Below are 22,858 nucleotides of genomic sequence, written 5' to 3'. Positions count from 1 at the left end.
GCGGTGTGGGCGGCGGCGGGCTGGGATGATGATGAAGGTGACCAAGGAATCCCCGGCCCCGCGCCACCGGGTGCTGCTCGGCTCGCTGGCCGGTGCCGCCGTGGTGGCCGTGCTGGCGGTCGCCGCGCTGGCGAACCAGGACGAGCCCGCCGGACGAGCCACAGCCACTCCGGCGGCCGGGAGCTCGCGTGATTCCGCCAACGCGAGCGCGCCCGCGAGCACGAGCACGGACCCGAGCACGGACCCGAGCACGAGCGCGCACCCGAGCACGAGCGCGGCCGGTTCACCCACTGCGGCGGCTCCCACCGGCGGACCCGGAGCGACCGCCCAGCCCACTCCGACGAGTTCGGTGCAGGTCTGGGAAGGGCCGACCCCGCCACCCGTCGACCCGAACCTGTCCAAGGGCTCGGCGCAGGCGCCGGTCACGATCGTCGAGTTCGGCGACTTCAAGTGTCCCAACTGCCGCCGCTTCGCCCAGCGGATAGAGCCCGCGCTGAAGAGCCGCTACCTCGACACCGGCATCGTGCGGATGTTCTGGCGCGACTACCCGATCAGGGGACGCGACTCCGTACGGGCCGCCGTGGCCGCTCGCGCCGCGTCCCGGCAGGGCCGGTTCTGGGAGTTCCACGACTCCCTGTACGCGGGTGAGCGGCCCCGCCTCACCGACGCCGACCTGCGCTCCGTGGCCGCCAAGATCGGGCTCGACCTGGGCAGGTTCGACGCCGACCGCCGTGACGAGTCCGTACGCCAGGTCGTCGACGGCGACCTCGACTTCGCACTGGAGCTCGGCCTGCCCGGCACGCCCGCGTTCCTGATCAACGGTGAGGTGCTGTTCGGCGCCCAGCCGGTGGCCGCGTTCGAGAAGGCGATCGAGAAGGCCCGCCGCGGCGGATGAGCGGCATCGGCTATGCCGCCGCGTTCCTGGGCGGCCTGTTCTCGCTGGTCAGCCCGTGTGGGGCGCTGCTGATCCCGGCGTTCTTCGCCTACGCCTTCCCGGGCCGCCGCCGGTTGGCCGGCCGCACCCTGCTGTTCTACGTGGGACTGTGCGCTGTGCTGGTGCCCCTGGGGATGGGGTCGGCGCAGGTCAGCCGCCTGTTCTACGGCCATCAGGAGCTCCTGGTCGCGGTCGCGGGATGGGCGCTGATCGGGCTGGGCGTGCTGCAGGTGGCTGGTCAGGGCTGGACGATCGGACCCCTGGAGCGACTGAAGGGGCATGTTCGAGGTGATTCGGCCGGGGCCGTGCTGGTGCTGGGAGCGGTGTCCGGGCTTGCGGGGTTCTGCGCGGGACCGGTGCTGGGGGCGGTGCTCACGGTCGCGGCGGCCTCCGGTGACGGGCTGCGCGGAGCGGTGCTGCTGGCGGTCTACGCGGCGGGCATGGCGGCCCCGCTGTTCCTGCTCGCGGGCCTCTGGCAGCGCTACGACCTCGGCGGCCGGAGCTGGCTGCGCGGTCGCGGACTGCGGCTGGGACGGCTGCGACCGCACACCACCTCGCTGCTTTCCGGGCTGGTCTTCGGCGGGCTCGGGGTGCTGTTCCTGCTCTCCGACGGCACCCGCGGGCTGGCCCTGCCGATCCCCGACTCCTGGGAAACCCGGCTGGAGGACCTCGCGGCGGCCGCCCAGGACGTAGTGCCGGACCTGCTCGTCGTCGGGATCGCGGCACTCACGGTGGCCGCCGTCACCGCGTGGCGTCTCAGACGCCGCTGACGGTCACGCTCGCCTGCCGGTCGGGCGACGGTCGGCAATGGATCACTTGCCGCGCATCACCGCCGGCTCATGGCGGCGCAGCATGCGGGCGACCAGGAAAGCGCAGACGACCGCGAGGATGGCCAGGACGCTCATGTCCAGGAACCAGGTGCCGAAGTCCTGGCTCCATAGGGGGTCCGGCGGATCCTGGACGTGCGGGATGAGCTGCCCCACGTCGAGCGTGCCCGCCAGCGCGGCCAGCGCCCAGCGAGCCGGTACGAGCCAGGAGATCTGCTCCATCACCGGCTTGCCGTCCAGGTGCACCAGCGCCCCGCAGAAGACCAGCTGGATCAGGGTGACGAGCACGAGCAGCGGCATGGTCATCTCGCTGGTCTTGGCCAGCGCGGAGATGAGCAGGCCCACGGTCATCGCGGTGAACGACAACAGCGCGACGGCGAGCGAGAGCTCGATCATCGGCGCGGTGAACACTCCCTTGTCGTACGTCGCGACGTTCAGCATCGCCACGTAGGTCAACACGACGCCCTGTGCCACAGTGATCAGACCGAGCACGAGCAGCTTGGAGCAGAGGTAGGCCGATCTGGACAGCCCGACCGCCCGTTCTCGTTGATAGATGGCGCGTTCCTTGACCAGTTCGCGCACCGAGTTCGCGGCGCCGGTGAGACAGCCGCCGATGCACAGGATCAGCAGCAGGTTCGCCGCGTTGCCGTTGCTGTTCGGCCGGCCCATCAGGTCACCGGTCGGAACGACGCGGGCCAGCAGGCCCATCACGATCGGCAGGGCGACGGTGATGCCGAGGAACAGCCGGTCCGCCACGATGCCACGGCAGTAGCGGCGCACCAGCGTACTGAGCTGCTCGGGCCAGCTCTGCGGTTTCGGCGGGATCTCTCGCTGTACGGGACGTCCCGTCGAAACCGGCTCGATCATGTCGGCCGCGATGTACGTCTGGTGCGGCGACGACCGCGCGTACTCGCCGGCCCAGTCCCTGGTCGCGTCGTCGAAGGCCAGGAAGACGTCCGCCCAGTCGGTGAAGCCGAGGAACGGCAGCGCCTCCTCGGGCGGACCGAAGTAGGCGATCTTCCCGCCCGGCGCCATCACCAGTAGCCGGTCACAGATATCCAGATTGGCGACGCTGTGGGTGACGACGGCGACAGTACGGCCGTCGTCGGCCAGACCCCGCAGCATCTGCATCACCGACTTGTCCAGCCCCGGGTCCAGACCGGAGGTCGGCTCGTCGAGGAACAGCAAAGACGGCTTGGTCAGCAACTCCAGGGCGACGCTGACACGCTTGCGCTGGCCGCCGGACAGCGAGGAGATGCGGTTGTTCTTACGATTTTCGAGCCCGAGCTGCTGGAGGACCTCGTCGACACGCGCCTTCCGCTCGTGCTGCCTGGTGTCGTCGGGGAAGCGTAATTCCGCGGCGTAGATGAGAGCGCGGCGCACAGTGAGCTGGCTGTGCAGGATGTCGTCCTGCGGCACGAGGCCGATCCGTGAGCGCAGCTCGGCGTAGTCGCGGTAGAGATCGCGTCCGTCGTACGTGACCATGCCCTGGTCGGCGGGGCGCAGCCCGGTGAGCGCGCGCAGCAGGGTGGACTTGCCCGAGCCGCTCGGGCCGATGATCGCCAGCAGGCACTTCTCGCCGACCGGAAACGACACATGGTCCAGGAGCACCTTGCCGCCCCCGACGGTGACGGTGAGTTCGTGCGCCTGGAGGCAGACCTCGCCGGTGTCGGCGTACTCCATGAGCGTGTCACCCACGAGCTGGAACGTCGACGTCCCGATGCCGATGAGATCGTCCGGGGAGACGCGGGCCCGCTGAACGTGCCGGCCGTTGACGTACGTGCCGAAACGGCTCCCCACGTCGACGATCTCGTGGACGCCGCCGGCGATCCGGAGCTCGGCGTGCTGACGCGATACCCGCAGATCGTCAACCACCACATCGTTCTCGGGAGCCCGGCCGATGCGGACGACCTGCGCGCCGTCGAGACTCCTGACGGCGGCCGGCGCACGCCACTGCCCGGAGTGCGGGAAGCGGACCGTAGGTGTCAGCTGGATCTCGGGTGCGCCGCCTCCGTCTACGGATACGGTACGGAAACTGACGAGCCCGCCCTCCGACGGGTGCCCGAGGCCGATCCTGGTTCCCGGACCGACGATGACTCGCTGGACGCGGTGGCCGCTCACGTACGTGCCGTTGCTGCTGCCCGAGTCCTCCAGGATCCACTGACCGCCCTCGAACCGCAGCATGGCATGCGTACGCGAGACATGATCGGCGTCGATGACCACATCCGACCCCGGATCACGGCCTAACCGGTACGAACGCCCCGGATCGAGGGTCACCGATATGTCATGGCCTTCGACGACAAGCTGCGTCACGAGACCGCCTTTCCCACAGGAGCGAGAGGTGACGTGAGTGACTCTCCGTCGAGCCTCAAATGGTTGACCGTAGACAGGATCCCCGAAAAGCGGACCGGGCCGCGAGCCTGCGGCCTTTCAGCGCGAGGTGCTTTCAGCCCGAGGTGAAGGTGCATCCGCCCAGGTCACACCCGCCGGCGGGCGCGGAAGCCCGCCGCCTTGGCGCGGTTGCCGCACTCGTGCATGTCGCACCAGCGTCGCGACGACCCGCGAGAGGTGTCGACGTACAGGCGGGTGCACACCTCTCCCCCGCATTCCTTGATCTGTACGGCCCGCGGCCCGCCGAGCAGCCGGACCGCCTCCCTGGCGACCGTGGAGAGGGCGGCGGCGAGATCCCCCGAACGCTCGACCCGCCCGGCGTCGTTCAACAGCACGGACGCCGGCGACTCGGCGGCGACCCGGTTGACCAGTCGCCGATCGTCCGCCGCCGACCCGGCCCCGCCCACCGCGAGCCGGTCAATGGCCTCCCCGATCGCGAGCCGGTAGATGGCCTCCCGCAACGTCTTCCCCGCCGCGAGATCGGTGTCGCCGACCGCGGGCGGCGCGTCGAGAATGCCTGCCTCGACCGTCCACCGCGCCAGGTCGGGCGGCTCGCGCAGCAGGTCACGCCGGTCCGCCCGGCGGTGTTGCACGGTGCCCGCCAGGTCGAGCCCCAGATTGCCGCTGATGAAGGTGAAGCTGGTCACATCACCATAGTAACCATATTGACAGGTTATGCGAGAGCACGGAACAGTGACATAACCGGATTAAGAGGTTATGGAGGGCGCGCCGTGGCGGTCAGCGTTTTGGAGGCCAGGAGCAAGGTGCCGGCCCTCATGCCGTCCCTGTTCGTGGTGATGTGGAGCAGTGCCTTCATCGCGGGTGTGATCGGTATCGGGGCGGCGCCGCCGTTACTGCTGACGTTCGCCAGGTTCGCGCTGGCGGGGCTGTTGCTGGGCGGGTTCGCGCTGGCCGTACGGGCGCCATGGCCGCGCGGCCGACGGCTGGCGCACGTGGTGGTGTCCGGGATCCTGGTCCAGGCGGTGCAGTTCGGCGCGTTCTACTCCGCGATCGGCCTGCACGTGCCCGCCGCCGTCGTGGCGCTGGTGCAGGGCCTCAACCCGGTGGTGATCGCGCTGCTGGCGGGGCGGCTGCTGGGCGAGCGGGTGAGCCCGCGCCAGTGGGTGGGCTTCGGGCTCGGCGCGGCCGGGGTGGGGCTGGCGGTGGCGGACCGGTTGAGCTTCTCTCTGGCCGGGGTGGCGTTCTGCGTGGTCGGGCTGCTGGGGTTGAGCCTGGGCACGGTCTACCAGAAGCGGTTCGCCGCGGACATGGACGTGCGGACGGGCACCGCGACGCAGTTCCTGGTCGGCGCGCCGCTGATGGGGCTGGCCTCGCTGGTGTTCGAGACGCCGCGGGTGACGGACTGGGGCGCCTTCTCCGGCGCCGTGGGCTGGCTGGTGCTGGTCAACTCGATCGGCGCGTTCCTGCTGCTCAACACCATGCTCAAGAACGCGCCCGCGAGCCGGGTGAGCACGATGTTCTTCCTCACCCCGTCGGTCACCGCGGTGATGGCGTGGCTCCTCGTCGGGCAGTCGCTGCATCCGCTGGCCGTCGCGGGCCTGCTGGTCGGCGGCACCGGCGTGCTGCTGGCCAACCGGCGCTGAGCCTCAGCCCGGCATAGAACAGCCGGGCATAGAACCGGGCACGCTGAGCCTCAGCCCGGCATGGAGCTGGTCCACGGCACCCCCGCGCGGGTCTCCGGGGTCTCGATGCGGAAGCGGGGCAGGGACTCGGGGAAGTTCTCCCTGATGTAGCCCACGAGATGTTCGCGTACGTCGCACTTGAGGTCCCAGGCGGAGGGCGAGTCGGCGGCGCTCATCAGCGCCCGCAGCTCGACCAGCCCGTTCGGCAGCACGTCGGTGACCTGGAGCGTCCAGTCCTTCTGATCCCACAGCGGGCTCTCCTGGATGAACCGGTAGAGCTCTTCGCGCAGCTTGCCGATCGGTATCGACCAGTCGACGCGCAGGAACACCACGGCGAGGACCTGGCTGCCGTGGCGGGTCCAGTTCTCGAACGGGTTCTGGGTGAAGTAGGACACGGGCAGGACCAGGCGCCGCTCGTCCCACAGGCGTACCACGACGTAGGTGAGCGTGAGCTCCTCGATCCTGCCCCACTCGTCGTTGACCACGACCACGTCGTCGAGGCGGAGCGCGTCGCTGAAGGCGAGCTGGAGCCCGGCCAGCATGTTGCCGATGGTCGGCTGGGCGGCGATGCCGACGATGGCGCCAGCGATGCCCGCCGAGGCGAGCAGCCCGGCGCCCAGGGCGCGGACCTGCGGGAAGGAGAAGAGCATGGTGCCGATCGCCAGCACGATGATGGTCACGGCGGCGACGCGGCGGACCAGCCCGATCTGGGTCATGATTCGCCGTGCCCGGCGATTGCGTTCGCCCTTGACGAGGACCAGCCGGTCCAGGACGACGTCCGTGAGGGCATAGCTGGCCTGGACGATCAGCCAGGTGACGCAGGCGATGGTGACCAGGCCGAGCACCCGGTCGATCGTGCCGCCGAGCTCGCGTTGGCGGACGCTCTCGCCGATCATCCTCGGCGAGAACACCAGGTTGGTCGCCACCACGACCCCCACCGAGAACGCCGCCCAGGTGCAGTGCTCCACCAGGTGCCGGGCGAGCGCCCACTTGCGGCCCGCCCTGACCAGCAGCCTCCTGACCACCTCCACCACGAGAATGGCGCCCGCCACCGAGATGGCGAGAATGAGCCAGTCGGTCGGCGACTGCACGTCATGCCCCCTATGTCTTAAAAGGTCTCGTCAAATGTCACATTGCCCTCAACAGCCACTTGGTATGCGGAGACACGCCGTTCGAAGAAGTTGGCCAGCTCCTGGACATCCTGCAGCTCCATGAACCCGAACGGGTTGGCCGTGCCGTATCTCTGGGGCAGCCCGAGCCGGGCCAGCCGCTGGTCGGCGACATATTGAAGGTAGTCGCGCATCTGCTCGACGCTCATGCCGGGCATGCCGTCGCCGCACAGATCGCGGGCGAAGGCCAACTCGGCGGCGACGGCCTCCTCGATCATGCGGGTGACCTGCTCCCCCAGCTTGTCGTCGAACAGCTCGGGCTCCTCGGCCCGCACGGTGTCGACGACGCTGAAGGCGAACTCCATGTGCATGGACTCGTCGCGGAACACCCAGTTGGTGCCGGTGGCCAGCCCGCCGAGCAATCCCCTCGACCGGAACCAGTATACGTAGGCGAACGCTCCGTAGAAGAAGAGCCCTTCGATGCAGGCGGCGAAGCAGATCAGGTTGAGCAGGAACTGCCGCCGCTCGTCCGCGGTCTCCAGCCGCCGCAGGCCGTTGATCGAGTCGATCCACCGGAAGCAGAACTCCGCCTTGTCCCTGATGGACGGTATGTGCTCCACAGCGGCGAACGCCTTGACCCGTTCCTCCAGGTCAGGCAGGTACGTGTCGAGCAGCGTCAGGTAGAACTGCACGTGTACGGCCTCCTCGAACAGCTGCCTGCTGAGGTACAGGCGCGCTTCGGGGGCGTTGACGTGCTGGTAGAGGTTGAGCACGAGGTTGTTGGCCACGATGGAGTCGCCGGTGGCGAAGAAGGCGACCAGCCGGTTGATCAGGTGGCGCTCCTGCGGCGTCATCCTGGCCAGGTCGGCGAGGTCGGAGTGCAGCTCCACCTCCTCGACGGTCCAGGTGTTGCGGATCGCGGCGCGATAACGCTCGTAGAAGTCCGGATAGCGCATGGGGCGAAGGGTCAGATCCATGCCGGGGTCGAGCAGCATTGCAGGGGTCTCCGTTCGAGGGGGCTACTACTGGCAGGCTTCGCAGGTTTCCGGGTTCTCCAAGGAGCAGGCGACGGCGTCGAGCGCGATCGTCGTCTGGGCGATCCGGGTGGCCGGGCGCGAGCGCAGGTAGTAGGTGGTCTTCAGGCCCTGCTTCCAGGCATAGGCGTACATCGAGGACAGCTTCCCGATCGTCGGGCTGGCCATGAACAGGTTGAGCGACTGCGACTGGTCGATGTACGGCTGACGGGCCGCGGCCAGGTCGATGAGCGCCTTCTGCGGCAGCTCCCAGGCCGTGCGGTACAAGGTCTTGAGGTCGTCGGGGAGGCCGGCGATGTCCTGGACCGAGCCGTCCGCCCGCTTGAGGTCGTCGCGCATCCGCTGCGTCCACAGCCCGCGGGCCTGTAGGTCGGCCACCAGGTAGCGGTTGACCTGGAGGAACTCCCCCGACAGCGTCTCGCGCTTGAACACGTTGGACACCTGCGGCTCGATGCACTCATAGCACCCGGCGATGGAGGCGATGGTCGCGGTCGGGGCGATGGCGACCATCAGCGAGTTGCGCAGCCCGGTCGCGGCGATCTTCGCACGCAGCTCGTCCCACCGAGTCGACGCGGCGGCGCCGTAGTGGTCGGGGTGCAGGACGCCGCCCGCCGCCCTGGTCTCCTCGTACGACGGATGCCTGCCGCGCTCGACGGCCAGGTCGGCGGAGGTGTCGTAGGCGGCCAGCGCGATCTCTTCGGCGACGCGCGTCGACAACCTCAGCGCCTCGGGCGAGTCGAACGGCAGCCGGAGCGCGAAGAAGACGTCGGCCAGGCCCATCACGCCGAGCCCGATCGGCCGCCAGCGCTTGTTGGCCGCCTCGGCCTGGGCGGTCGGGTAGAAGCCCAGGTCGATGGTCCGGTCCAGGAATCGCACCGCCGTACGGACGGTCGTGCGCAGCCGGGCCCAGTCGACGCCCTCGGCGGTCAGGTGGGCGGCGAGGTTGATCGAGCCGAGGTTGCACACCGCCGTCTCGCCGTCGCTGGTGACCTCGAGGATCTCGGTGCACAGGTTGGACAGGTGGATGACGTTCTCGGGCCGGGCCGTCTGGTTGGAGGTGCGGTTGGCGGCGTCCTTGAACGTCATCCAGCCGTTGCCGGTCTGGGCGAGGGTGCGCATCATCCGGCCGTAGAGACTCCGGGCGGGCAGCTGCCGGACGTAGCGGCCATCGGCCTCGTAGGCGCGGTAGGCGCGGGTGAACGCCTCGCCGTACAGGTCGGTGAGGTCGGGGACCTCCTTGGGGTCGAACAGCGACCAGACCTCGTCGGCCTCCACCCGCCGCATGAACTCGTCCGGCACCCAGTTGGCCAGGTTGAGGTTGTGCGTACGCCGGGCGTCCTCGCCCGTGTTGTCGCGCAGCTCCAGGAACTCCTCGACGTCGGCGTGCCAGGTCTCCAGGTAGACACAGGCCGCGCCCTTGCGGCGACCGCCCTGGTTGACGGCGGCGACGGAGGAGTCGAGCGTGCGCAGCCAGGGCACGATGCCGTTGGAGTGCCCGTTGGTGCCCCTGATGAGGGATCCGCGCGAGCGCACCCGGGTCCACGAGATGCCGATGCCCCCGGCGTACTTCGACAGCCTGGCCACCTGCCCGTAGCGGTCGTAGATCGACTCCAGTTCGTCGCGCGGCGAGTCGAGCAGGAAGCACGACGACAGCTGCGGCCGGCGCGAACCCGAGTTGAACAGCGTCGGCGAGCTCGGCAGGTACGACAGCGTGGACATCAGGCCGTACAGCTCGGCGGCCTCGGCGACCGTCTCCGACAGCCCGCAGGCCACGCGCAGCAGGAAGTGCTGCGGCCGTTCGAGCACCGTGCGCGACTCCGGGTGGCGCAGCAGGTAGCGGTCATAGACCGTACGCAGCCCGAAGTACTCGAAGCGGTCGTCCGCCTCGCCGCAGACGAGCGCGTCGAGCTCGGCGGCGTGCGCGCCGACGAACGCGGCGAGCGAGTCCTGGATCAGCCCGGCGGCGTGGGTGGCGGCGATGGACTCGGAGAAGGTCCGCACGCCGCGCCCGGCCGCCTCCTCGGCGATCTCCTCGGCCAGGAGCCGGGCGGCGACCCGGGAGTTGGCCGGATCGGTGATCACCCGGGCGGCGGCCTCCTCGATCGCCAGCCGCCGGTCAACGGTTGTGGCGGTGGCCGACTGGTGATCAACCGTGCCCGGTTGCCCGCCGACCGTGCCCGGCTGGTGATCGGCCTCAATGATCTGCGTCACGTGCTCTCTCCTCGCGAGCTCATCCCCGTGAGGGCGCGCGAGAGCACGGCGGCCCTGGACTCCCCGGCCGCGACGCCCCCGGCCCTCCCTCGAGGCCATGGACACTTCGATGGGCGGAGCCGACCGGCTCCCCCAACGTCGCCGGCAGGTCTTCGGGCTCGCGGGCATGCTCGATGCTTCCTACTGGCCGTCGCTTCCCGGAAATCTCCAGTGCTCGTGACGGCGGTCGTTCCCGCTCACCGCTGCGGGGCAGCCCCGGAATCGCACCGGGTTCCCTTTTGCTTCGCCCCGAGAGGCGAACCAGCGACGAGCAGGATCCTACATCTAGTGGCCGTAGTCGCAACTACCCCAGCATGTTGTGTCAGCTGTGTCGAGCATGCCCAGATCGCGGAGCACGGCCCTGGTCCTGCCGATCTCCGAGGCCAGCCACTGTTCGAAGTCATCGCCGCTGAGCGGGATCGAGGTCCATCCCTCCGCCCGGCAGGCCGCCCGCCATGAGTCGGATCCGGTGACCTCGTCGCAGAGTCGGATGGCGACGGCCTTGCCGTCGTCGGACATGCCCTCGGGCCCCACGGCCGCGCACCAGTCGGCGAAGTCGACCCGCACCCCGCACTCCAGCAGGCTCGGCGCCTCGATGCCGTCCACCCGGCGGGCGCTGGAGACGGCGAGCACCCTGACCTGGCCCTTGCCGATGGCGCGGCGCCAGTCCGCGAGCGTGCCGGTCGCCGCGGCGGCCTTGCCGCCGAGGAGCGCGGCCGCGGCCTCGTCGCTGCCCGGAAAGCCGGTGTAGTCGACCTGCCGGGTGTCGGCGCCGAGGCCCTTGGCGATCAGCCCGAACAGCAGGTGGTCGGGCTCGCCCTGCGGTCCGCCCGTCAGCGGCGTGCGGTCGGGGTGAGCGACCAACTGAGCGCCGAAGTGGTCGAAGGTGGCGAACTTGGAATGGGCGGGCACCACCACCACCTCGATCTGGCCGGTGAGCCGAGCCAGCGGCGTGGCGGTGTCGAGCAGCGACAGCCCGTTGTTGAGCTCGGTCGCGGCCAGCGCGGGCAGCCCGGTGACGGTGATCCGGGTGACGGGCGGGATGCCGGAGACCGGGAAACCGGCGTCGCGGGCGGTTTTGACGAGCGCCTTGGCGACGCGGGCCCAGCGTCCGGCGCCGGGGACGATCGCGAACCGTCCCGAGAGGCCGGCCGCGCTGACGGCGCCTCCGCCGAGGCCCCCCTCCGTGCCACATCCTGTCGCGCAGGCCGCCACCGCCAGGCCGAGCGCGAAGAACCCCCGTCGGCGCATGGCGTCCTCCCCTCGCACCCCATAACTACCCCAGGTCACTGACACTTAACGCACTGTTACACATCAGGGTCGTCATTATGTGGGATCACGAAAAGTCGGGAAGAACTATGAAGTTTTCTCGCCCGCACCGACGAGCAGGTACGAGGGCAGCGAGGGCTCACTGACCAGCCTGGGCCGGTCGGGCCGCCAGTCGGGGGCGTGCACCAGGCCCGGCTCGACCAGCTCGAAGTCTCCGAAGAACGCCCGGATCTCCCTCGGGGTCCGGTCGGTGCCGCCCCCGGCCGACGTGCGCCGGTGGAGCGGCGTGGCGCCCTCGTCGAAGCGCCCACGCGAGGTCGCGTGGGTGAGCACCAGGTAGCTGCCGGGCGCCACCGCCTCGCGCAGCCTGGTCACCATCTTGCCCGGGTCGCGGGCGTCCGGGATGAAGTGCAGGATCGAGACCAGCAGTACGCCCACCGGCTCGTGCAGGTCGAGGAAGCGGGACGCCTGCGCCAGCACCTCGTCGGGGTCGAGCAGGTCGGCCTGGACGAAGACGGCCCGGCCCGCCTCCTCCAGCAGCGCCCTGGCGTGCGTGGCGACGACCGGGTCGCGGTCGACGTAGACGACTTTCGCCTCCGGCGCCACCTCGTGCACGTTGCCCTGGGTCGGCAGCCCGCTGCCCAGATCGAGGAACTGACGGATGCCCGCGTCCGCCAGGTGGCGGACCGCGCGCTGGAGGAAGGCCCGGTTGGCACGCGCCAGATGGACGGCTTGCGGGATCAGGGCCGCAAGCCGGTCGATCGCCTCGCGGTCGACGGCGTAGTTGTCCGTGCCGCCGAGCATGTAATCGTACATTCGTGCGAGATTTGGCGTCTGAGCAGGAAACTCGGGCACAGTTTCGATCTTAAGTCCTGCCGGTCCACTTATGACGGGCTATGTGCCTATTGTGGCCGCCGGGTCGTAGCAGTTACTCGACTGTGACGCTCTTAGCCAAATTGCGTGGCTTATCCACATCGCGCTCGAGTGCCACGGCGGCGTGGTAGGCCAGCAGCTGCAGCGGGATCGTGAGCAGGATCGGGTCCAGCTCGATCTCGTTCTTCGGCACCACGATGACGTCGTCGGCCAGCTTGGCGTCGGGTTCGCGGTGGCCCACCATGAGCACCTTGCCGCCGCGGGCGCGGATCTCGCCGAGCGTGGTGAGGTTCTTGTCGAGCAGTTCGTCGTCGGGGACGATCGCCACCGTCGGCATCTCGGGGCCGATGAGCGCGAGCGGGCCGTGCTTGAGCTCGCTGGCCGGATAGGCCTCGGCGTGCACGTACGAGATCTCCTTGAGCTTCTGCGCGCCTTCGCGGGCCACGGGATAACCGCGGACCCGGCCGACGAACATCATGCTCGGATAGTTCGCGTACTTCTTCGCCAGCTCGGCGATCTTGTCGCCCTGCGCCAGGATCTCCTCGATCTGGCCGGGCAGCCTGCGCAGGCCCTCGCAGACGCGGCGGCCGTCGGCGGGCGAGAGGTCGTGCACCCGGCCGAAGTGCAGCGCGAGCAGCGCGAACGCCAGCGACGTCGAGGTGAACGCCTTGGTCGAGGCGACCGAGACCTCGGGCCCGGCGTGCAGGTAGACGCCGCCGTCGACCTCGCGGGCGATGGCGCTGCCGACCGCGTTGACGATGCCGATGACCCGGCCGCCCTTGCGCTTGAGCTCCTGTACGGCCGCGAGCGTGTCATAGGTCTCGCCCGACTGGCTGATCGCGACGTAGAGCGTGTCGGGGTCGACGACCGGGTTGCGGTAGCGGAACTCGCTGGCCGGCTCGGCGTCGGCCGGGATGCGGGCCAGCTCCTCGATGAGCTGCGCGCCGATCTGGCCGGAGTAGTACGCGGAGCCGCAGCCGATGATCTTCACCCGGCGGAACGAGCGGGTCTCACGGGCGTCCATGTTCAGGCCGCCCAGGTGCGCGATGTGGAAGCGCTCGTCGAGGCGGCCGCTCATGGTCCGCGAGACCGTGTCGGGCTGCTCGGAGATCTCCTTGAGCAGGTAGTGCTCGTAGCCGCCGGTGTCGTAGTGCCCGGCGTCCCAGTCGACGGTCAGCGGCTCCTTGGCGGTCTCGCGCGCGTCGCTGGCGAAGGTGTGGAACCCGTCCGCCTTGAGCACGGCCAGCTCGCCGTCCTCCAGGTGCACGACCTGGCGGGTGTAGCGGACCAGCGCGGCCACGTCGGAGGCGGCGAACATCTCCTTCTCGCCGATGCCGAGCACGATCGGGCTGCCGTTGCGGGCCACGACCACCTCGCCGGGCCGCTCACCGTCGACGACCGCGATGCCGTAGGTGCCGACGATGCTCTTGAGCGCCTTGCGTACGGCCTCCTCCAGCGTGTCGGTCTCCTCGACCGTACGGGCGATCAGGTGCGCGAGCACCTCGGTGTCGGTCTCGGAGACGAACTCCGCCCCGTCGGCGGTCAGCTTGGCGCGCAGCTCGTCGGCGTTCTCGATGATGCCGTTGTGCACGACCGCGATCCGCTCGTCGGACGACAGGTGCGGGTGCGCGTTGACGTCACTGGGCACGCCGTGCGTGGCCCACCTCGTGTGACCGATGCCGAGGGCGCCCTTGAACCTGGGGGGTACGACCTTCGCCAGGTCGGCGACCCGGCCTTTGACCTTGCGTACCTTGAGCCCCTTGTTGGACACGACGACGCCGGCCGAGTCATAGCCTCGGTACTCCAGCCGTTGCAGCCCCTCCAGCAGGATGGGCGCCGCATCCTTCGACCCGACATAGGCCACGATTCCGCACATACGACGCTCTCCTCTGCTTTTGGGCTTTTCTACGGTTTTGTCCGCTTTTATCCGTACACGATCCTGCGCAGTTGCCGGAGCGACAGCTCCGGCGGCGCCACCCGGCGCCCGCGCAGTTCCGCGGCGACCCTGGGGAAGATCTCGTCGTTGGTCAGACCGCGAGACTTCAACTCCCCGTGACGCCGCCGTACGAACTCCTCGACCGGCTCGGAGAAGTACGACAGCACGTCGGCCACCACGCGCGCCGCCTCACCGGGACCGAGACCACTGGTCCTGACGAGGTGGGCGACGAGGTCTTCGTAGGGATGCCGTGCCAGGGACACAGACGAGGACACTACGCAGCTGGGATGCGACACGCTAATATTCTGCCCGAAATCGGGCAGGATATGAGTTAAAGCACGGCCGACCGACCCCATCCCTTGCCCAGACGGCGGCAGGCGAAGGCTCCGGCCGCCGTACCGAGGGCGATGAGGACGACCGCGGGACCTACCGTGGCGGACACGTCGCCGCGCACAGCGGCCTGCAGCATGATCGTCGCCCAGTAACCCGGCGAAGCCGGGGCGACGGTCTGCGCCCATGACGGCATCAGCGCGTACGGCACCAGTGCCCCGCCCAGCGCGCTGACCGACAGGGCGCCGATGTTGCAGAGCGTGCTGAGCTCACCATGGCTGCGTACCACCGCGGCGAGCGCCGTACCCACGCCGAGGAGGGCGAAGCACCACGCGGCGACGGCCAGCCCGAGCGGCCAGAGCGGCCCTGTGGGCCGCATGCCCACCGCGAGGACCCCATAGACCAGCAGGACGACCTGCTGGACGGCCAGGATGACGAAGACCGGCAGGGTCTTGCCGATGATCAGCTCGGGCACGCGCGCCCGGGTCGCCCTGATCCGGTCCCAGGTGTGCCAGACACGCTCGGTCAGCACGGCGGTCGCCACGTCGGCCATCGACAGCACCGAGAACATCACCAGCAGCCCGGTCACCACCTGCGCCGGCTGGCCGAGCATCGACTTGAAGACCAGCATGAGCACCATCGGCATCACCAGGTAGCTGACCAGGTGGGCGGGATCGCGCCTGCGTAACAGCACGTTGTGCCCGACCAGCACCGCGATGCGATGGAACGACTCACGCGACATGGGCCGGCTCCTTGTACTCGCAGGTGCGTCGTCACGCGACATCGGACAACTCCCTGTAGAGGTCGTCGAGCGACGGCTGGCGGATGTCGATGCCGCGTACCGGCCGGGTGAGGCCGCGCAGCAGCTCGGCGAGCGTGGCCGTGGGGTCGGCCGTGGTGACGGCGAGCTCCTCGTCGTCGAAGATCACCCGCACCTCGCCCGGCAGGCCCTTGAGCAGCTCCTCGCCGGTGCCTCTGGCGATCACCCTGCCGCTCTTCGCGACCGCGATCGTGGCGGCCAACTCGGTCAGTTCGGGCAGGTAGTGGGTGGCGTACACGACCGTGGCGCCGTTCTCGGCCCGGCGGCGGACGGCCGCGAGAAGGGCGGCTCGCGTCTCGGGGTCGGCGCCGACCGTCGGCTCGTCGAGCAGCAGGACGGCCGGGTCGGCGACCAGCGCGGTGGCGGCCTGGGTGCGGCGCTGCTGGCCGCCGGACAGGACGCTCACCCGCCGGTCCAGCTCGTTCGTCAGCAGCATCTCCTCGGCGATCCGGTCGATGGCCCGCTTGAGCGCCTGGCGGCGCAGCCCGGCCAGTCCACCGAAGAAGCGCAGGGTCTCGCGGACGGTGACGCTCGGGTAGAGCGCGAGCTGCTGCGGCGCGACGCCCACTTGGCCGTCGATCACCACATGTCCCGACTCGGGAGTGATGAGCCCCGAGGCGATCTCGAAGAAGGTCGTCTTGCCGGCGCCGTTGTGCCCGACCAGACCCGCGATCTCCCCCGGCGCCACCTCCAGGCAGAAGCCGTCCAGCGCGGCCACCTCATTGAAGCGCTTGACGAGTCCCGTCGCCTTGAGCATGTCTCCCACCCCTTCCCTGGTCTACGTTGTAGACTCCTCTACACCGTAGACTGAGGCGGTGCGGAAACTCAAGACCGAGCGGCAACCGGAGATCCTCGACGCCGCCCTCGCGATCGCCGACGAACGCGGACTCGACGCGCTGACCATGCGAGCGGTCGCCGAACGCATCGGCCTGACGCCCATGGCCCTTTACGGATATTTCCGCAACAAGGATGAACTGCTGGACGGGCTCGTCGGACGCCTGCTGACCACCCTCCCGATGGGCCCGCCCGCCGAGTCGTGGGACCAGCGGCTGAGCGCGTTCGCGTGGGCCACCAGGAGGCTGGCCCGGGAGCATCCCGGCGTCTTCCCGCTGCTGTTCGCCCGGCCCTCGGTCACGCCCGACGCGGTGCGGGTGGTGGACTGGATCTACCAGGCGCTGATCGACGCGGGGGTGCCCGACGCCGAGGTGCCGCGGATCGAGCGCATGGTCAGCACGTTCGTGCTGGGCTTCGCGACGTCCGAGGCGAACGGGCGGTTCTCGGCGGCCGGCCACGACGTCCGGTCACGCCGGGCCCGGGGGGACTTCCCGGCACATCAGCGACTGATGCCCTACCTCGACTCGCCGACCGACCTGGACGCGGAATTCGCCGCCGACCTCGCGGACCTCGTCCGTATCATCCGCCCCGCCTGACCCATCTCTACCGAGGAATGGTTACGCTCGGTGCTTGTACCGTCGCTCTCTGTTCCGCCGTGTGGGGGTCCTCATGTTGCTGTGGGTCGTCGTCGGTCTCACCGCGTCCACCGTCGCCATGCCCGGCCTCCCCGAACTGCCCGAACTTCCGGGTCTGGGCGGCGTGGGGCATCGGGCTGAGGCGAGCCGCCAGGGCGACTTCGCGGCGGCGGCGCGGGAGTTCGGGGTGCCGGAGAGTGTGCTGCTGGGCGTGTCGTACCTGGAGTCCAGGTGGAACGCGAACAGCGGATCACCCAGCGTGGCCGGCGGATACGGCCCAATGCACCTCGTGGACACACCGGGCGCAACTCGAGGCAGGCACGTCGTGGATCCGCCGGGCGTAACCGAAGGCAGGCACGTCGTGGATCCGCCGGGCGTAACCGGAGGCAGGCACGTCGTCGATCCGCCGGCCGTAACCGGAGGCGCCCGTGACGGGGCGTCCGCGCGGGAGGCGACGCTGCGGCTCGCGGGGCGCCTCGCCGGACTGGCGCCCGCGCGGCTGCGCGCCGATCCCGCCGCCAACATCCGAGGCGGCGCCGCCCTGCTCGCGTCCTACCAGCGCCGGCTCAGCGCGAACCCCGCCGACTGGTACGACGCGGTCGCCCGCTACTCGGGCGCGCCCGACCCGAACGCGGCCCGCGCCTTCGCCGACGAGGTGTTCGCGGTGATCCGCGAGGGAGCCACCCGCCGCACGGACGACGGCCAGCCGGTACGGCTGACAGCCATCCCCACCCTTCGCTCGCCGACCTCACCGAAGACCGCTGGAGGCTCCTCGGCGTCAGCTGAAATCACCGACGCCAACTACCCGCCCCCACTGCCCGTCCCCTTCCCACTCCCGGCCTCACTCCCGGCGCCGGCCGACGTGACACAGCCCCGACCCAACGTGGCACAACCTGTCGCCGACCAGGCACAACCTGCGGCCCCAGAAGACCAGCCGCCGACACCCGGAACCGACACGGGCCATCCGGCACCCCCGGCCCCGCACACGAACACGGCGAACGTCGAATGCCCCGCCTCACTCGCCTGCGAGTGGATGCCCGCCGCCTACAAACGCACCGGCAAGGGCGACTACGGCAACCACGACACCCTGAATGGGCCGAGACGCATCGACTACATCGTGATCCACGACACCGAGGGCACCTACGAAGGCGTCCCGTCGATGGTGAACGACCCGGAGTACGTGAGCTGGCACTACACGATCCGCTCCAGCGACGGACATGTCGCCCAGCACGTACGCACAAAAGATATCGCCTGGCATGCCGGCAACTGGGATATCAACTCCCGCTCCATCGGCATCGAACACGAGGGCTACCTGGCCAGCGGCGGCACCTGGTACACGGAGGCGATGTACCGTTCGTCAGCCAAACTGGTGAAATATCTGGCCGCCAAACACCACATTCCGCTCGACCGCGCCCACATCCTCGGCCACGACAACGTCCCGGGCCCGAACCCCGAAACGCTCCCGTCCATGCACGAGGACCCGGGACCGTACTGGAACTGGGCACACTATTTCAACCTGATGGGCAGCCCACTCAAAAAGGCCAAGAAGGGCACGTCGATCATCATCCGTCCCACCTACGGCACCAATCAACCACATTTCACCGGCTGCACCGCCAGCCCCACCAAATCCGCCGAAGCCGAAGCCACCGACGCCACTGAGCCGGCCGAGCCCGCCGACCCCATCGAGCCTGCCAAGTTCCCCAAGCCCGCCGACCCCACCGAGCTCGCCAAATCCGCCAAGCCCACCAAATCGGCTAAATCCCCCCAACCCTGTCCCCCGCACGGCGCCTCCGCGGTCTTCCTGCGAACAGAACCGCGCGACGACGCGCCCCTCGTGGACGACATCGGCAAACGCGTCGGCAAGCCCAGCACGTACAGCGTCTACGACCACAGCGCCCGCGCCTCGACCGGCCAGCGGTACGCCGTGGCGGGCCGGAAGGGCGACTGGACTGCCATCTGGTATCTGGGCAGCAAGGCCTGGTTCTACAACCCCGCCACCGCCCCCACCGCCATCCCGGCGAGGGGCCCGCTCGTCACCCCCCGCAGAAGACACATCAAGGTGTACGGCCGTGCGTACCCCGAGAAGTCCGCCTACCGCGGCACCGTCGCCTACCAGCCCTCAACACCGCTCGACTACGTCATCCACCCCGGCCAGTACTACTCACTCGGCCTCACGCTGCCCGGCTCCTACCACGCGACGAACTCCTTCGACCCGGCCGACCACGTCACCGTCACGGGCAAGGACCGCTACCACCAGATCCAGTTCGGCCACCGCGTCATGTTCGTCATGGCCAGGGACGTCCGCGTGACCCACCGAACGCCACCCACCCGTCTGACCTACCCACACCCACACCCACGCGACCCACACCCACGCGCCCATGTGACCCACCACCCCCAGCCGCCCATGTGACACACCGAACTCCACCGGCCGCATGACCCGCTGCACCCCATCCGCCGCGTGACCCGCTGAATCTCACCCGCACACCCTCTGGCCGCGCACGCGCACTCCCCGAAGGCGATATGGTTTTCCCGTGGCCGGCACGTCGCCGGAACACGCGGAAGTGGCTCAGTGGTAGAGCATCACCTTGCCAAGGTGAGGGTCGCGGGTTCGAATCCCGTCTTCCGCTCGGAGTTCAATCTCCTGGTGGAGTGGCCGAGAGGCGAGGCAGCGGCCTGCAAAGCCGTCTACACGGGTTCAAATCCCGTCTCCACCTCGGTCGCTGGACAGCGGACCCTCCCAGGTCCGCTAAAGTTAAGTGTGGCACCACGCGGAAGTGGCTCAGTGGTAGAGCATCACCTTGCCAAGGTGAGGGTCGCGGGTTCGAATCCCGTCTTCCGCTCGGAGTTCAAGTAACTCGATAAGGACGATTAGCTCAGCGGGAGAGCGCTTCCCTGACACGGAAGAGGTCACTGGTTCAATCCCAGTATCGTCCACCAGGCATCAACAGGAATTAAAGCCCCAGATCACGGCACATGCCGAGACTCTGGGGCTTCTTGTCGTTCCGTGAACTAATCGGCCTTCCCGACCTCGAGCGCGTCGGCGGCTGTCTCCAGCGCGGCGAGGTGCTCGTCGACCGAGCGGAGCCCCGCCCGCATGGTGTTGATGGCGACATGAGTGGCTCCGGACTCCCGCCACCGCCGGGCCGCCTCGCGCAGTTCCTCCGCGTCGCCCGTCCAGCTGACGCGGCCTTCCATACCCAGCGTGGCGGGGTCGCGGCCCGCCTGCGTGGCGGCCTCCGCGACCATGGCCTTGGCCTCGTCGAGCTTCGGCCCCGGAGACATCTGCGGGAACCACCCGTCGGCCAGGCGTCCGGCGCGGCGGTACGCCGGGGCCGACTGCGCGCCGAACCAGACGGGGATGGGCCGCTGCACGGGCAGCGGCGCCAGCCCCGCGCCGGTCACCCGGTCGAAGGTGCCCTCGAACGTGAGCGACGGCTCGGTCCACAACCGGCGCAGCAACGCGACCTGCTCGTCGATGCGCTTGCCTCGGGTGCTGAAATCCTGGCCGAGGGCTTCGTACTCCACCCGGTTCCAGCCCAGTCCCACGCCCAGCCGGAACCGACCGGCGGTGAGCAGGTCGACCTCCGCCGCCTGCTTGGCCACCAGGGCCGTCTGCCGCTGGGGCAGGATGATGATGCCCGTGACGAGCTCCAGCGAGGTCAGCGCGGCGAGGTAGCCGAACAGGACCATCGGCTCGTGGAAGGTGGTCCGCACGTCGTAGGGGCCGTCCCAGCCCTGGTGGACCGCCGGATCGGCGCCTACGACGTGGTCATAGGCCAGCACATGCCGGAACCCGAGCTCCTCGACCCGCTGTCCGTAGGCCCGTACGGCGCCCACGTCGGCGCCGAGTTCGGTCTGAGGAAAGACGACACCGATCCGCATGCGTGGCTCCCGTCAAGATCCGGTGACTCCTGACCATCATCGTCTACCCGGCGTCGATCAACCAGGTGCGACACTTGCCCAGGAGTCACCGGTGCCGAGCTAGTCCACCTCCGCGACTGCCCGGCCGAACTGGGCCGAGTACAGCCGGGCGTAGGCGCCGTCCGCGGCCAGCAGCGACTCGTGCGTGCCCTGCTCGACGATCCGCCCGTTCTCCATGACCAGGATCAGGCTGGCGTCGCGGATCGTGGACAGCCGGTGGGCGATCACGAAGCTGGTACGCCCCTCGCGCAGCGAGTTCATCGCCCGCTGGATGAGCACCTCGGTCCGGGTGTCGACCGAGCTGGTGGCCTCGTCCAGGATCAGGATCGCCGGCTCGGACAGGAACGCGCGGGCGATCGTGATCAGCTGCGTCTCGCCCGCGCTGACCGTCGCGCCCTCCTCGTCGATCACCGTGTCGTAGCCGTCGGGCAGCGTGTGCGCGATGCGGTCGACGTGGGCGGCCTCAGCGGCGGCCTCGATCTGTTCGCGCGTGGCGCCCTCCGCCCCGTAGCCGATGTTCTCCGCGATCGTGCCGCCGAACAGCCAGGTGTCCTGCAGCACCATGCCCATGTTGGCGCGCAGGTCTTCCCTGGACATCTGCGCGATGTCGACGCCGTCGAGCGTGATACGGCCGCCGGTCACCTCGTAGAAGCGCATGATGAGGTTGACCAGCGTCGTCTTGCCCGCTCCCGTGGGGCCGACGATGGCCACGGTCTGGCCGGGTTCGACGGTCAGCGACAGGTTCTCGATCAGCGGCCGGTCCGGCGCGTAGCGGAAGGAGACGTTCTCGAACGCCACGCGGCCCCTGACCTGCTCGGGCCGCGCGGGCTCGGCGGGCTCGGCGGACTGCTCCGGAGCCTCCAGCAGCTCGAAGACCCGTTCGGCCGAGGCGACGCCCGATTGCACCAGGGTCGCCATGCCGGCCACCTGGGTCAGCGGCTGGCTGAACTGCCTGGAGTATTGGATGAAGGCCTGCACGTTGCCCAGCGAGATCGAGCCCGAGGCCACGTTGAACCCGCCCACCACGGCGACCAGCACGTAGTTGAGGTTGCCGATGAACATCATCGCCGGCTGGATGAGCCCGGAGATGAACTGGGCGCGGAAGCTGGAGGTGAACAGGGCCTGGTTGTGCTCATCGAAGGTCTCGGCGACCTCCTTCTGCCTGCCGAACACCTTGACCAGCGTGTGCCCCCCGAACATCTCCTCGATGTGGCCGTTGAGCTTGCCCGTCGAGGACCACTGCTTGATGAACTGCGGCTGCGACCGCTTTCCGATGACCGTCGTGATGTAGACCGACAGCGGCACCGTGACCAGCGCGATGAGCGCCAGGAGCGGCGAGATCCAGAACATCATCACCAGCACGCCCACGACCGTCAGCACCGACGAGATGAGCTGGCTCATCGTCTGCTGCAGCGTCTGCGCGATGTTGTCGGTGTCGTTGGTGGCGCGGCTGAGGATCTCGCCGCGCGGCTGGTCGTCGAAGTAGCTCAGCGGCAGTCGCGCCAGCTTGGCCTCGATCCGCTCGCGCAGCCGGGAGGCCGCCCGCTGCACGACGATCGTGGTCAGCCGGAACTGCACGATCCCGAGCAGCGCCGCCACCAGGTAGAGCGCCAGCACCCAGCCCAGCACCTGGGCCAGCGCGGTGAAGTCGATGCCCTGGCCGGGCACCACGCTCATCGCCGACACCATGTCGGCGAACGTGCCCTGGCCCTTGGCGCGCAGCCCCGCCACGGCCTGCTCCTTGGTGATCCCGGCGGGCAGCTGGGTGCCGATGATGCCCGAGAAGATCAGGTCCGTGGCGTGGCCGAGGATCTTGGGACCGGTCACGGTCAGCGCGACGCTGACCGTTCCGAGGGCCAGGATGACGGCCAGCAGCGCGCGCTCGGGGTGCAGCAGCCGCAGCAGGCGCCGTAACGAACCGCCGAAGTCGTGCGCTTTCTCGGCCGGTCCGGCCATCATCCGGCCCGGCCCGAAAGCGGGCGTGGGGCGGCGCGCGGGCGTCTGGGTGGTCATGAACCCTCCTTCCTTGATCGCATAACGCTTGATCGCATA

At 69.3% G+C, this 22,858-nt stretch carries 18 protein-coding genes, 4 tRNA genes and 1 riboswitch; of the genes, 9 read left to right on the top strand and 13 right to left on the bottom strand.

Features of this window, described 5'->3' with window-relative positions; translation table 11 throughout:
- Positions 1-37: 37 nt before the first annotated feature.
- Complete coding sequence (locus tag AB0H88_RS10680; protein WP_357643052.1) at positions 38-895, top strand: thioredoxin domain-containing protein; 858 nt, start codon at positions 38-40, stop codon at positions 893-895.
- Complete coding sequence (locus tag AB0H88_RS10675; protein ID WP_357643051.1) at positions 892-1,704, top strand: cytochrome c biogenesis CcdA family protein; 813 nt, start codon at positions 892-894, stop codon at positions 1,702-1,704. Before AB0H88_RS10680 ends, AB0H88_RS10675 begins: the two co-directional genes overlap by 4 nt.
- Positions 1,705-1,746: 42 nt before the next feature.
- Here AB0H88_RS10675 and AB0H88_RS10670 read toward each other — a convergent pair whose 3' ends face one another.
- Together AB0H88_RS10670 and AB0H88_RS10665 are read right to left on the bottom strand one after the other, a co-directional pair.
- The gene (locus tag AB0H88_RS10670) at positions 1,747-4,074 is read right to left on the bottom strand and encodes an FHA domain-containing protein (protein WP_357643050.1); all 2,328 of its coding nucleotides are present in this window, start codon (positions 4,072-4,074) and stop codon (positions 1,747-1,749) included.
- A gap of 164 nt (positions 4,075-4,238) precedes the next feature.
- The gene (locus AB0H88_RS10665) at positions 4,239-4,799 is read right to left on the bottom strand and encodes an ABATE domain-containing protein (protein WP_357643049.1); all 561 of its coding nucleotides are present in this window, start codon (positions 4,797-4,799) and stop codon (positions 4,239-4,241) included.
- Positions 4,800-4,883: 84 nt separating this feature from the next.
- On the opposite strand from AB0H88_RS10665, the gene AB0H88_RS10660 reads away from it, so the two are divergent.
- Positions 4,884-5,756 (top strand): EamA family transporter, encoded by an 873-nt coding sequence (locus tag AB0H88_RS10660; RefSeq protein ID WP_357643048.1) that lies wholly within the window; start codon positions 4,884-4,886, stop codon positions 5,754-5,756.
- Between the two features lie 50 nt (positions 5,757-5,806).
- On the opposite strand, the gene AB0H88_RS10655 is transcribed toward AB0H88_RS10660, so the two are convergent.
- The 9 genes from AB0H88_RS10655 to AB0H88_RS10615 all read right to left on the bottom strand — a co-directional run bounded on the left by AB0H88_RS10655 (position 5,807) and on the right by AB0H88_RS10615 (position 16,173).
- A complete protein-coding gene (locus AB0H88_RS10655; protein WP_357643047.1) occupies positions 5,807-6,886 on the bottom strand; it encodes a mechanosensitive ion channel domain-containing protein in 1,080 nt (359 codons plus the stop codon).
- Between the two features lie 17 nt (positions 6,887-6,903).
- The gene (locus tag AB0H88_RS10650) at positions 6,904-7,899 is read right to left on the bottom strand and encodes a ribonucleotide-diphosphate reductase subunit beta (RefSeq protein ID WP_225289813.1); all 996 of its coding nucleotides are present in this window, start codon (positions 7,897-7,899) and stop codon (positions 6,904-6,906) included.
- 27 nt (positions 7,900-7,926) lie between these two features.
- Positions 7,927-10,149: a ribonucleoside-diphosphate reductase subunit alpha gene (locus AB0H88_RS10645; RefSeq protein WP_357643046.1), complete on the bottom strand. Its 2,223-nt coding sequence runs from the start codon at positions 10,147-10,149 to the stop codon at positions 7,927-7,929.
- Positions 10,150-10,274: 125 nt separating this feature from the next.
- A riboswitch (cobalamin riboswitch) is annotated at positions 10,275-10,469 on the bottom strand.
- Positions 10,470-10,473: 4 nt separating this feature from the next.
- Entirely contained in the window at positions 10,474-11,439 is a 966-nt protein-coding gene (locus tag AB0H88_RS10640) for a tripartite tricarboxylate transporter substrate-binding protein (RefSeq protein ID WP_357643045.1), read from the bottom strand.
- A gap of 105 nt (positions 11,440-11,544) precedes the next feature.
- Positions 11,545-12,312 (bottom strand): SAM-dependent methyltransferase, encoded by a 768-nt coding sequence (locus AB0H88_RS10635; RefSeq protein ID WP_357643044.1) that lies wholly within the window; start codon positions 12,310-12,312, stop codon positions 11,545-11,547.
- Between the two features lie 73 nt (positions 12,313-12,385).
- Complete coding sequence (gene glmS / locus AB0H88_RS10630) at positions 12,386-14,206, bottom strand: glutamine--fructose-6-phosphate transaminase (isomerizing) (RefSeq protein WP_357643043.1); 1,821 nt, start codon at positions 14,204-14,206, stop codon at positions 12,386-12,388.
- 47 nt (positions 14,207-14,253) lie between these two features.
- Positions 14,254-14,529, bottom strand: coding sequence for a hypothetical protein (locus AB0H88_RS10625; RefSeq protein WP_225289808.1), 276 nt, complete (start codon positions 14,527-14,529; stop codon positions 14,254-14,256).
- Between the two features lie 68 nt (positions 14,530-14,597).
- Positions 14,598-15,338, bottom strand: a complete 741-nt coding sequence (locus AB0H88_RS10620; RefSeq protein ID WP_357643042.1) for an ABC transporter permease — start codon at positions 15,336-15,338, stop codon at positions 14,598-14,600.
- 31 nt (positions 15,339-15,369) lie between these two features.
- Positions 15,370-16,173, bottom strand: a complete 804-nt coding sequence (locus AB0H88_RS10615; protein WP_357643041.1) for an ABC transporter ATP-binding protein — start codon at positions 16,171-16,173, stop codon at positions 15,370-15,372.
- A gap of 58 nt (positions 16,174-16,231) precedes the next feature.
- Here AB0H88_RS10615 and AB0H88_RS10610 point away from each other — a divergent pair, with 58 nt between their 5' ends.
- The 6 genes from AB0H88_RS10610 to AB0H88_RS10585 all read left to right on the top strand — a co-directional run bounded on the left by AB0H88_RS10610 (position 16,232) and on the right by AB0H88_RS10585 (position 19,822).
- Positions 16,232-16,846 carry a TetR/AcrR family transcriptional regulator gene (locus AB0H88_RS10610; RefSeq protein ID WP_357643040.1) on the top strand — a complete coding sequence of 205 codons (615 nt, stop codon included), beginning with the start codon at positions 16,232-16,234 and terminating at the stop codon, positions 16,844-16,846.
- A gap of 34 nt (positions 16,847-16,880) precedes the next feature.
- On the top strand, positions 16,881-19,295 hold the full coding sequence (locus AB0H88_RS10605; RefSeq protein ID WP_357643039.1) for an N-acetylmuramoyl-L-alanine amidase: 2,415 nt from the start codon (positions 16,881-16,883) through the stop codon (positions 19,293-19,295).
- A gap of 145 nt (positions 19,296-19,440) precedes the next feature.
- Positions 19,441-19,512: transfer RNA gene (locus AB0H88_RS10600), tRNA-Gly, on the top strand.
- A gap of 16 nt (positions 19,513-19,528) precedes the next feature.
- Positions 19,529-19,599: transfer RNA gene (locus tag AB0H88_RS10595), tRNA-Cys, on the top strand.
- A gap of 54 nt (positions 19,600-19,653) precedes the next feature.
- Positions 19,654-19,725, top strand: a tRNA-Gly gene (locus AB0H88_RS10590).
- 22 nt (positions 19,726-19,747) lie between these two features.
- A tRNA-Val gene (locus tag AB0H88_RS10585) sits at positions 19,748-19,822 on the top strand.
- Positions 19,823-19,894: 72 nt separating this feature from the next.
- Here AB0H88_RS10585 and AB0H88_RS10580 read toward each other — a convergent pair.
- Together AB0H88_RS10580 and AB0H88_RS10575 are read right to left on the bottom strand one after the other, a co-directional pair.
- A complete protein-coding gene (locus tag AB0H88_RS10580) occupies positions 19,895-20,767 on the bottom strand; it encodes an LLM class F420-dependent oxidoreductase (protein ID WP_357643038.1) in 873 nt (290 codons plus the stop codon).
- Between the two features lie 99 nt (positions 20,768-20,866).
- Positions 20,867-22,819 carry an ABC transporter ATP-binding protein gene (locus AB0H88_RS10575; protein WP_357643037.1) on the bottom strand — a complete coding sequence of 651 codons (1,953 nt, stop codon included), beginning with the start codon at positions 22,817-22,819 and terminating at the stop codon, positions 20,867-20,869.
- Positions 22,820-22,858: the final 39 nt, after the last annotated feature.

The sequence above is a fragment of the Nonomuraea sp. NPDC050680 genome (genome assembly GCF_040654555.1).
Classification (GTDB): Bacteria; Actinomycetota; Actinomycetes; order Streptosporangiales; family Streptosporangiaceae; genus Nonomuraea.
Note: the sequence above shows the minus strand (reverse complement) of the source record. Positions and strands in the feature narration are given on the sequence as shown.

Coding starts and splice junctions, on each gene's coding strand:
- AB0H88_RS10675 (WP_357643051.1), top strand. CDS start 892: ATGAGCGGCATCGGCTATGCCGCCGCGTTCCTGGGCGGCCTGTTCTCG.
- AB0H88_RS10650 (WP_225289813.1), bottom strand. CDS start 7,899: ATGCTGCTCGACCCCGGCATGGATCTGACCCTTCGCCCCATGCGCTAT.
- AB0H88_RS10640 (WP_357643045.1), bottom strand. CDS start 11,439: ATGCGCCGACGGGGGTTCTTCGCGCTCGGCCTGGCGGTGGCGGCCTGC.
- glmS (WP_357643043.1), bottom strand. CDS start 14,206: ATGTGCGGAATCGTGGCCTATGTCGGGTCGAAGGATGCGGCGCCCATC.
- AB0H88_RS10620 (WP_357643042.1), bottom strand. CDS start 15,338: ATGTCGCGTGAGTCGTTCCATCGCATCGCGGTGCTGGTCGGGCACAAC.
- AB0H88_RS10615 (WP_357643041.1), bottom strand. CDS start 16,173: ATGCTCAAGGCGACGGGACTCGTCAAGCGCTTCAATGAGGTGGCCGCG.
- AB0H88_RS10580 (WP_357643038.1), bottom strand. CDS start 20,767: ATGCGGATCGGTGTCGTCTTTCCTCAGACCGAACTCGGCGCCGACGTG.
- AB0H88_RS10575 (WP_357643037.1), bottom strand. CDS start 22,819: ATGACCACCCAGACGCCCGCGCGCCGCCCCACGCCCGCTTTCGGGCCG.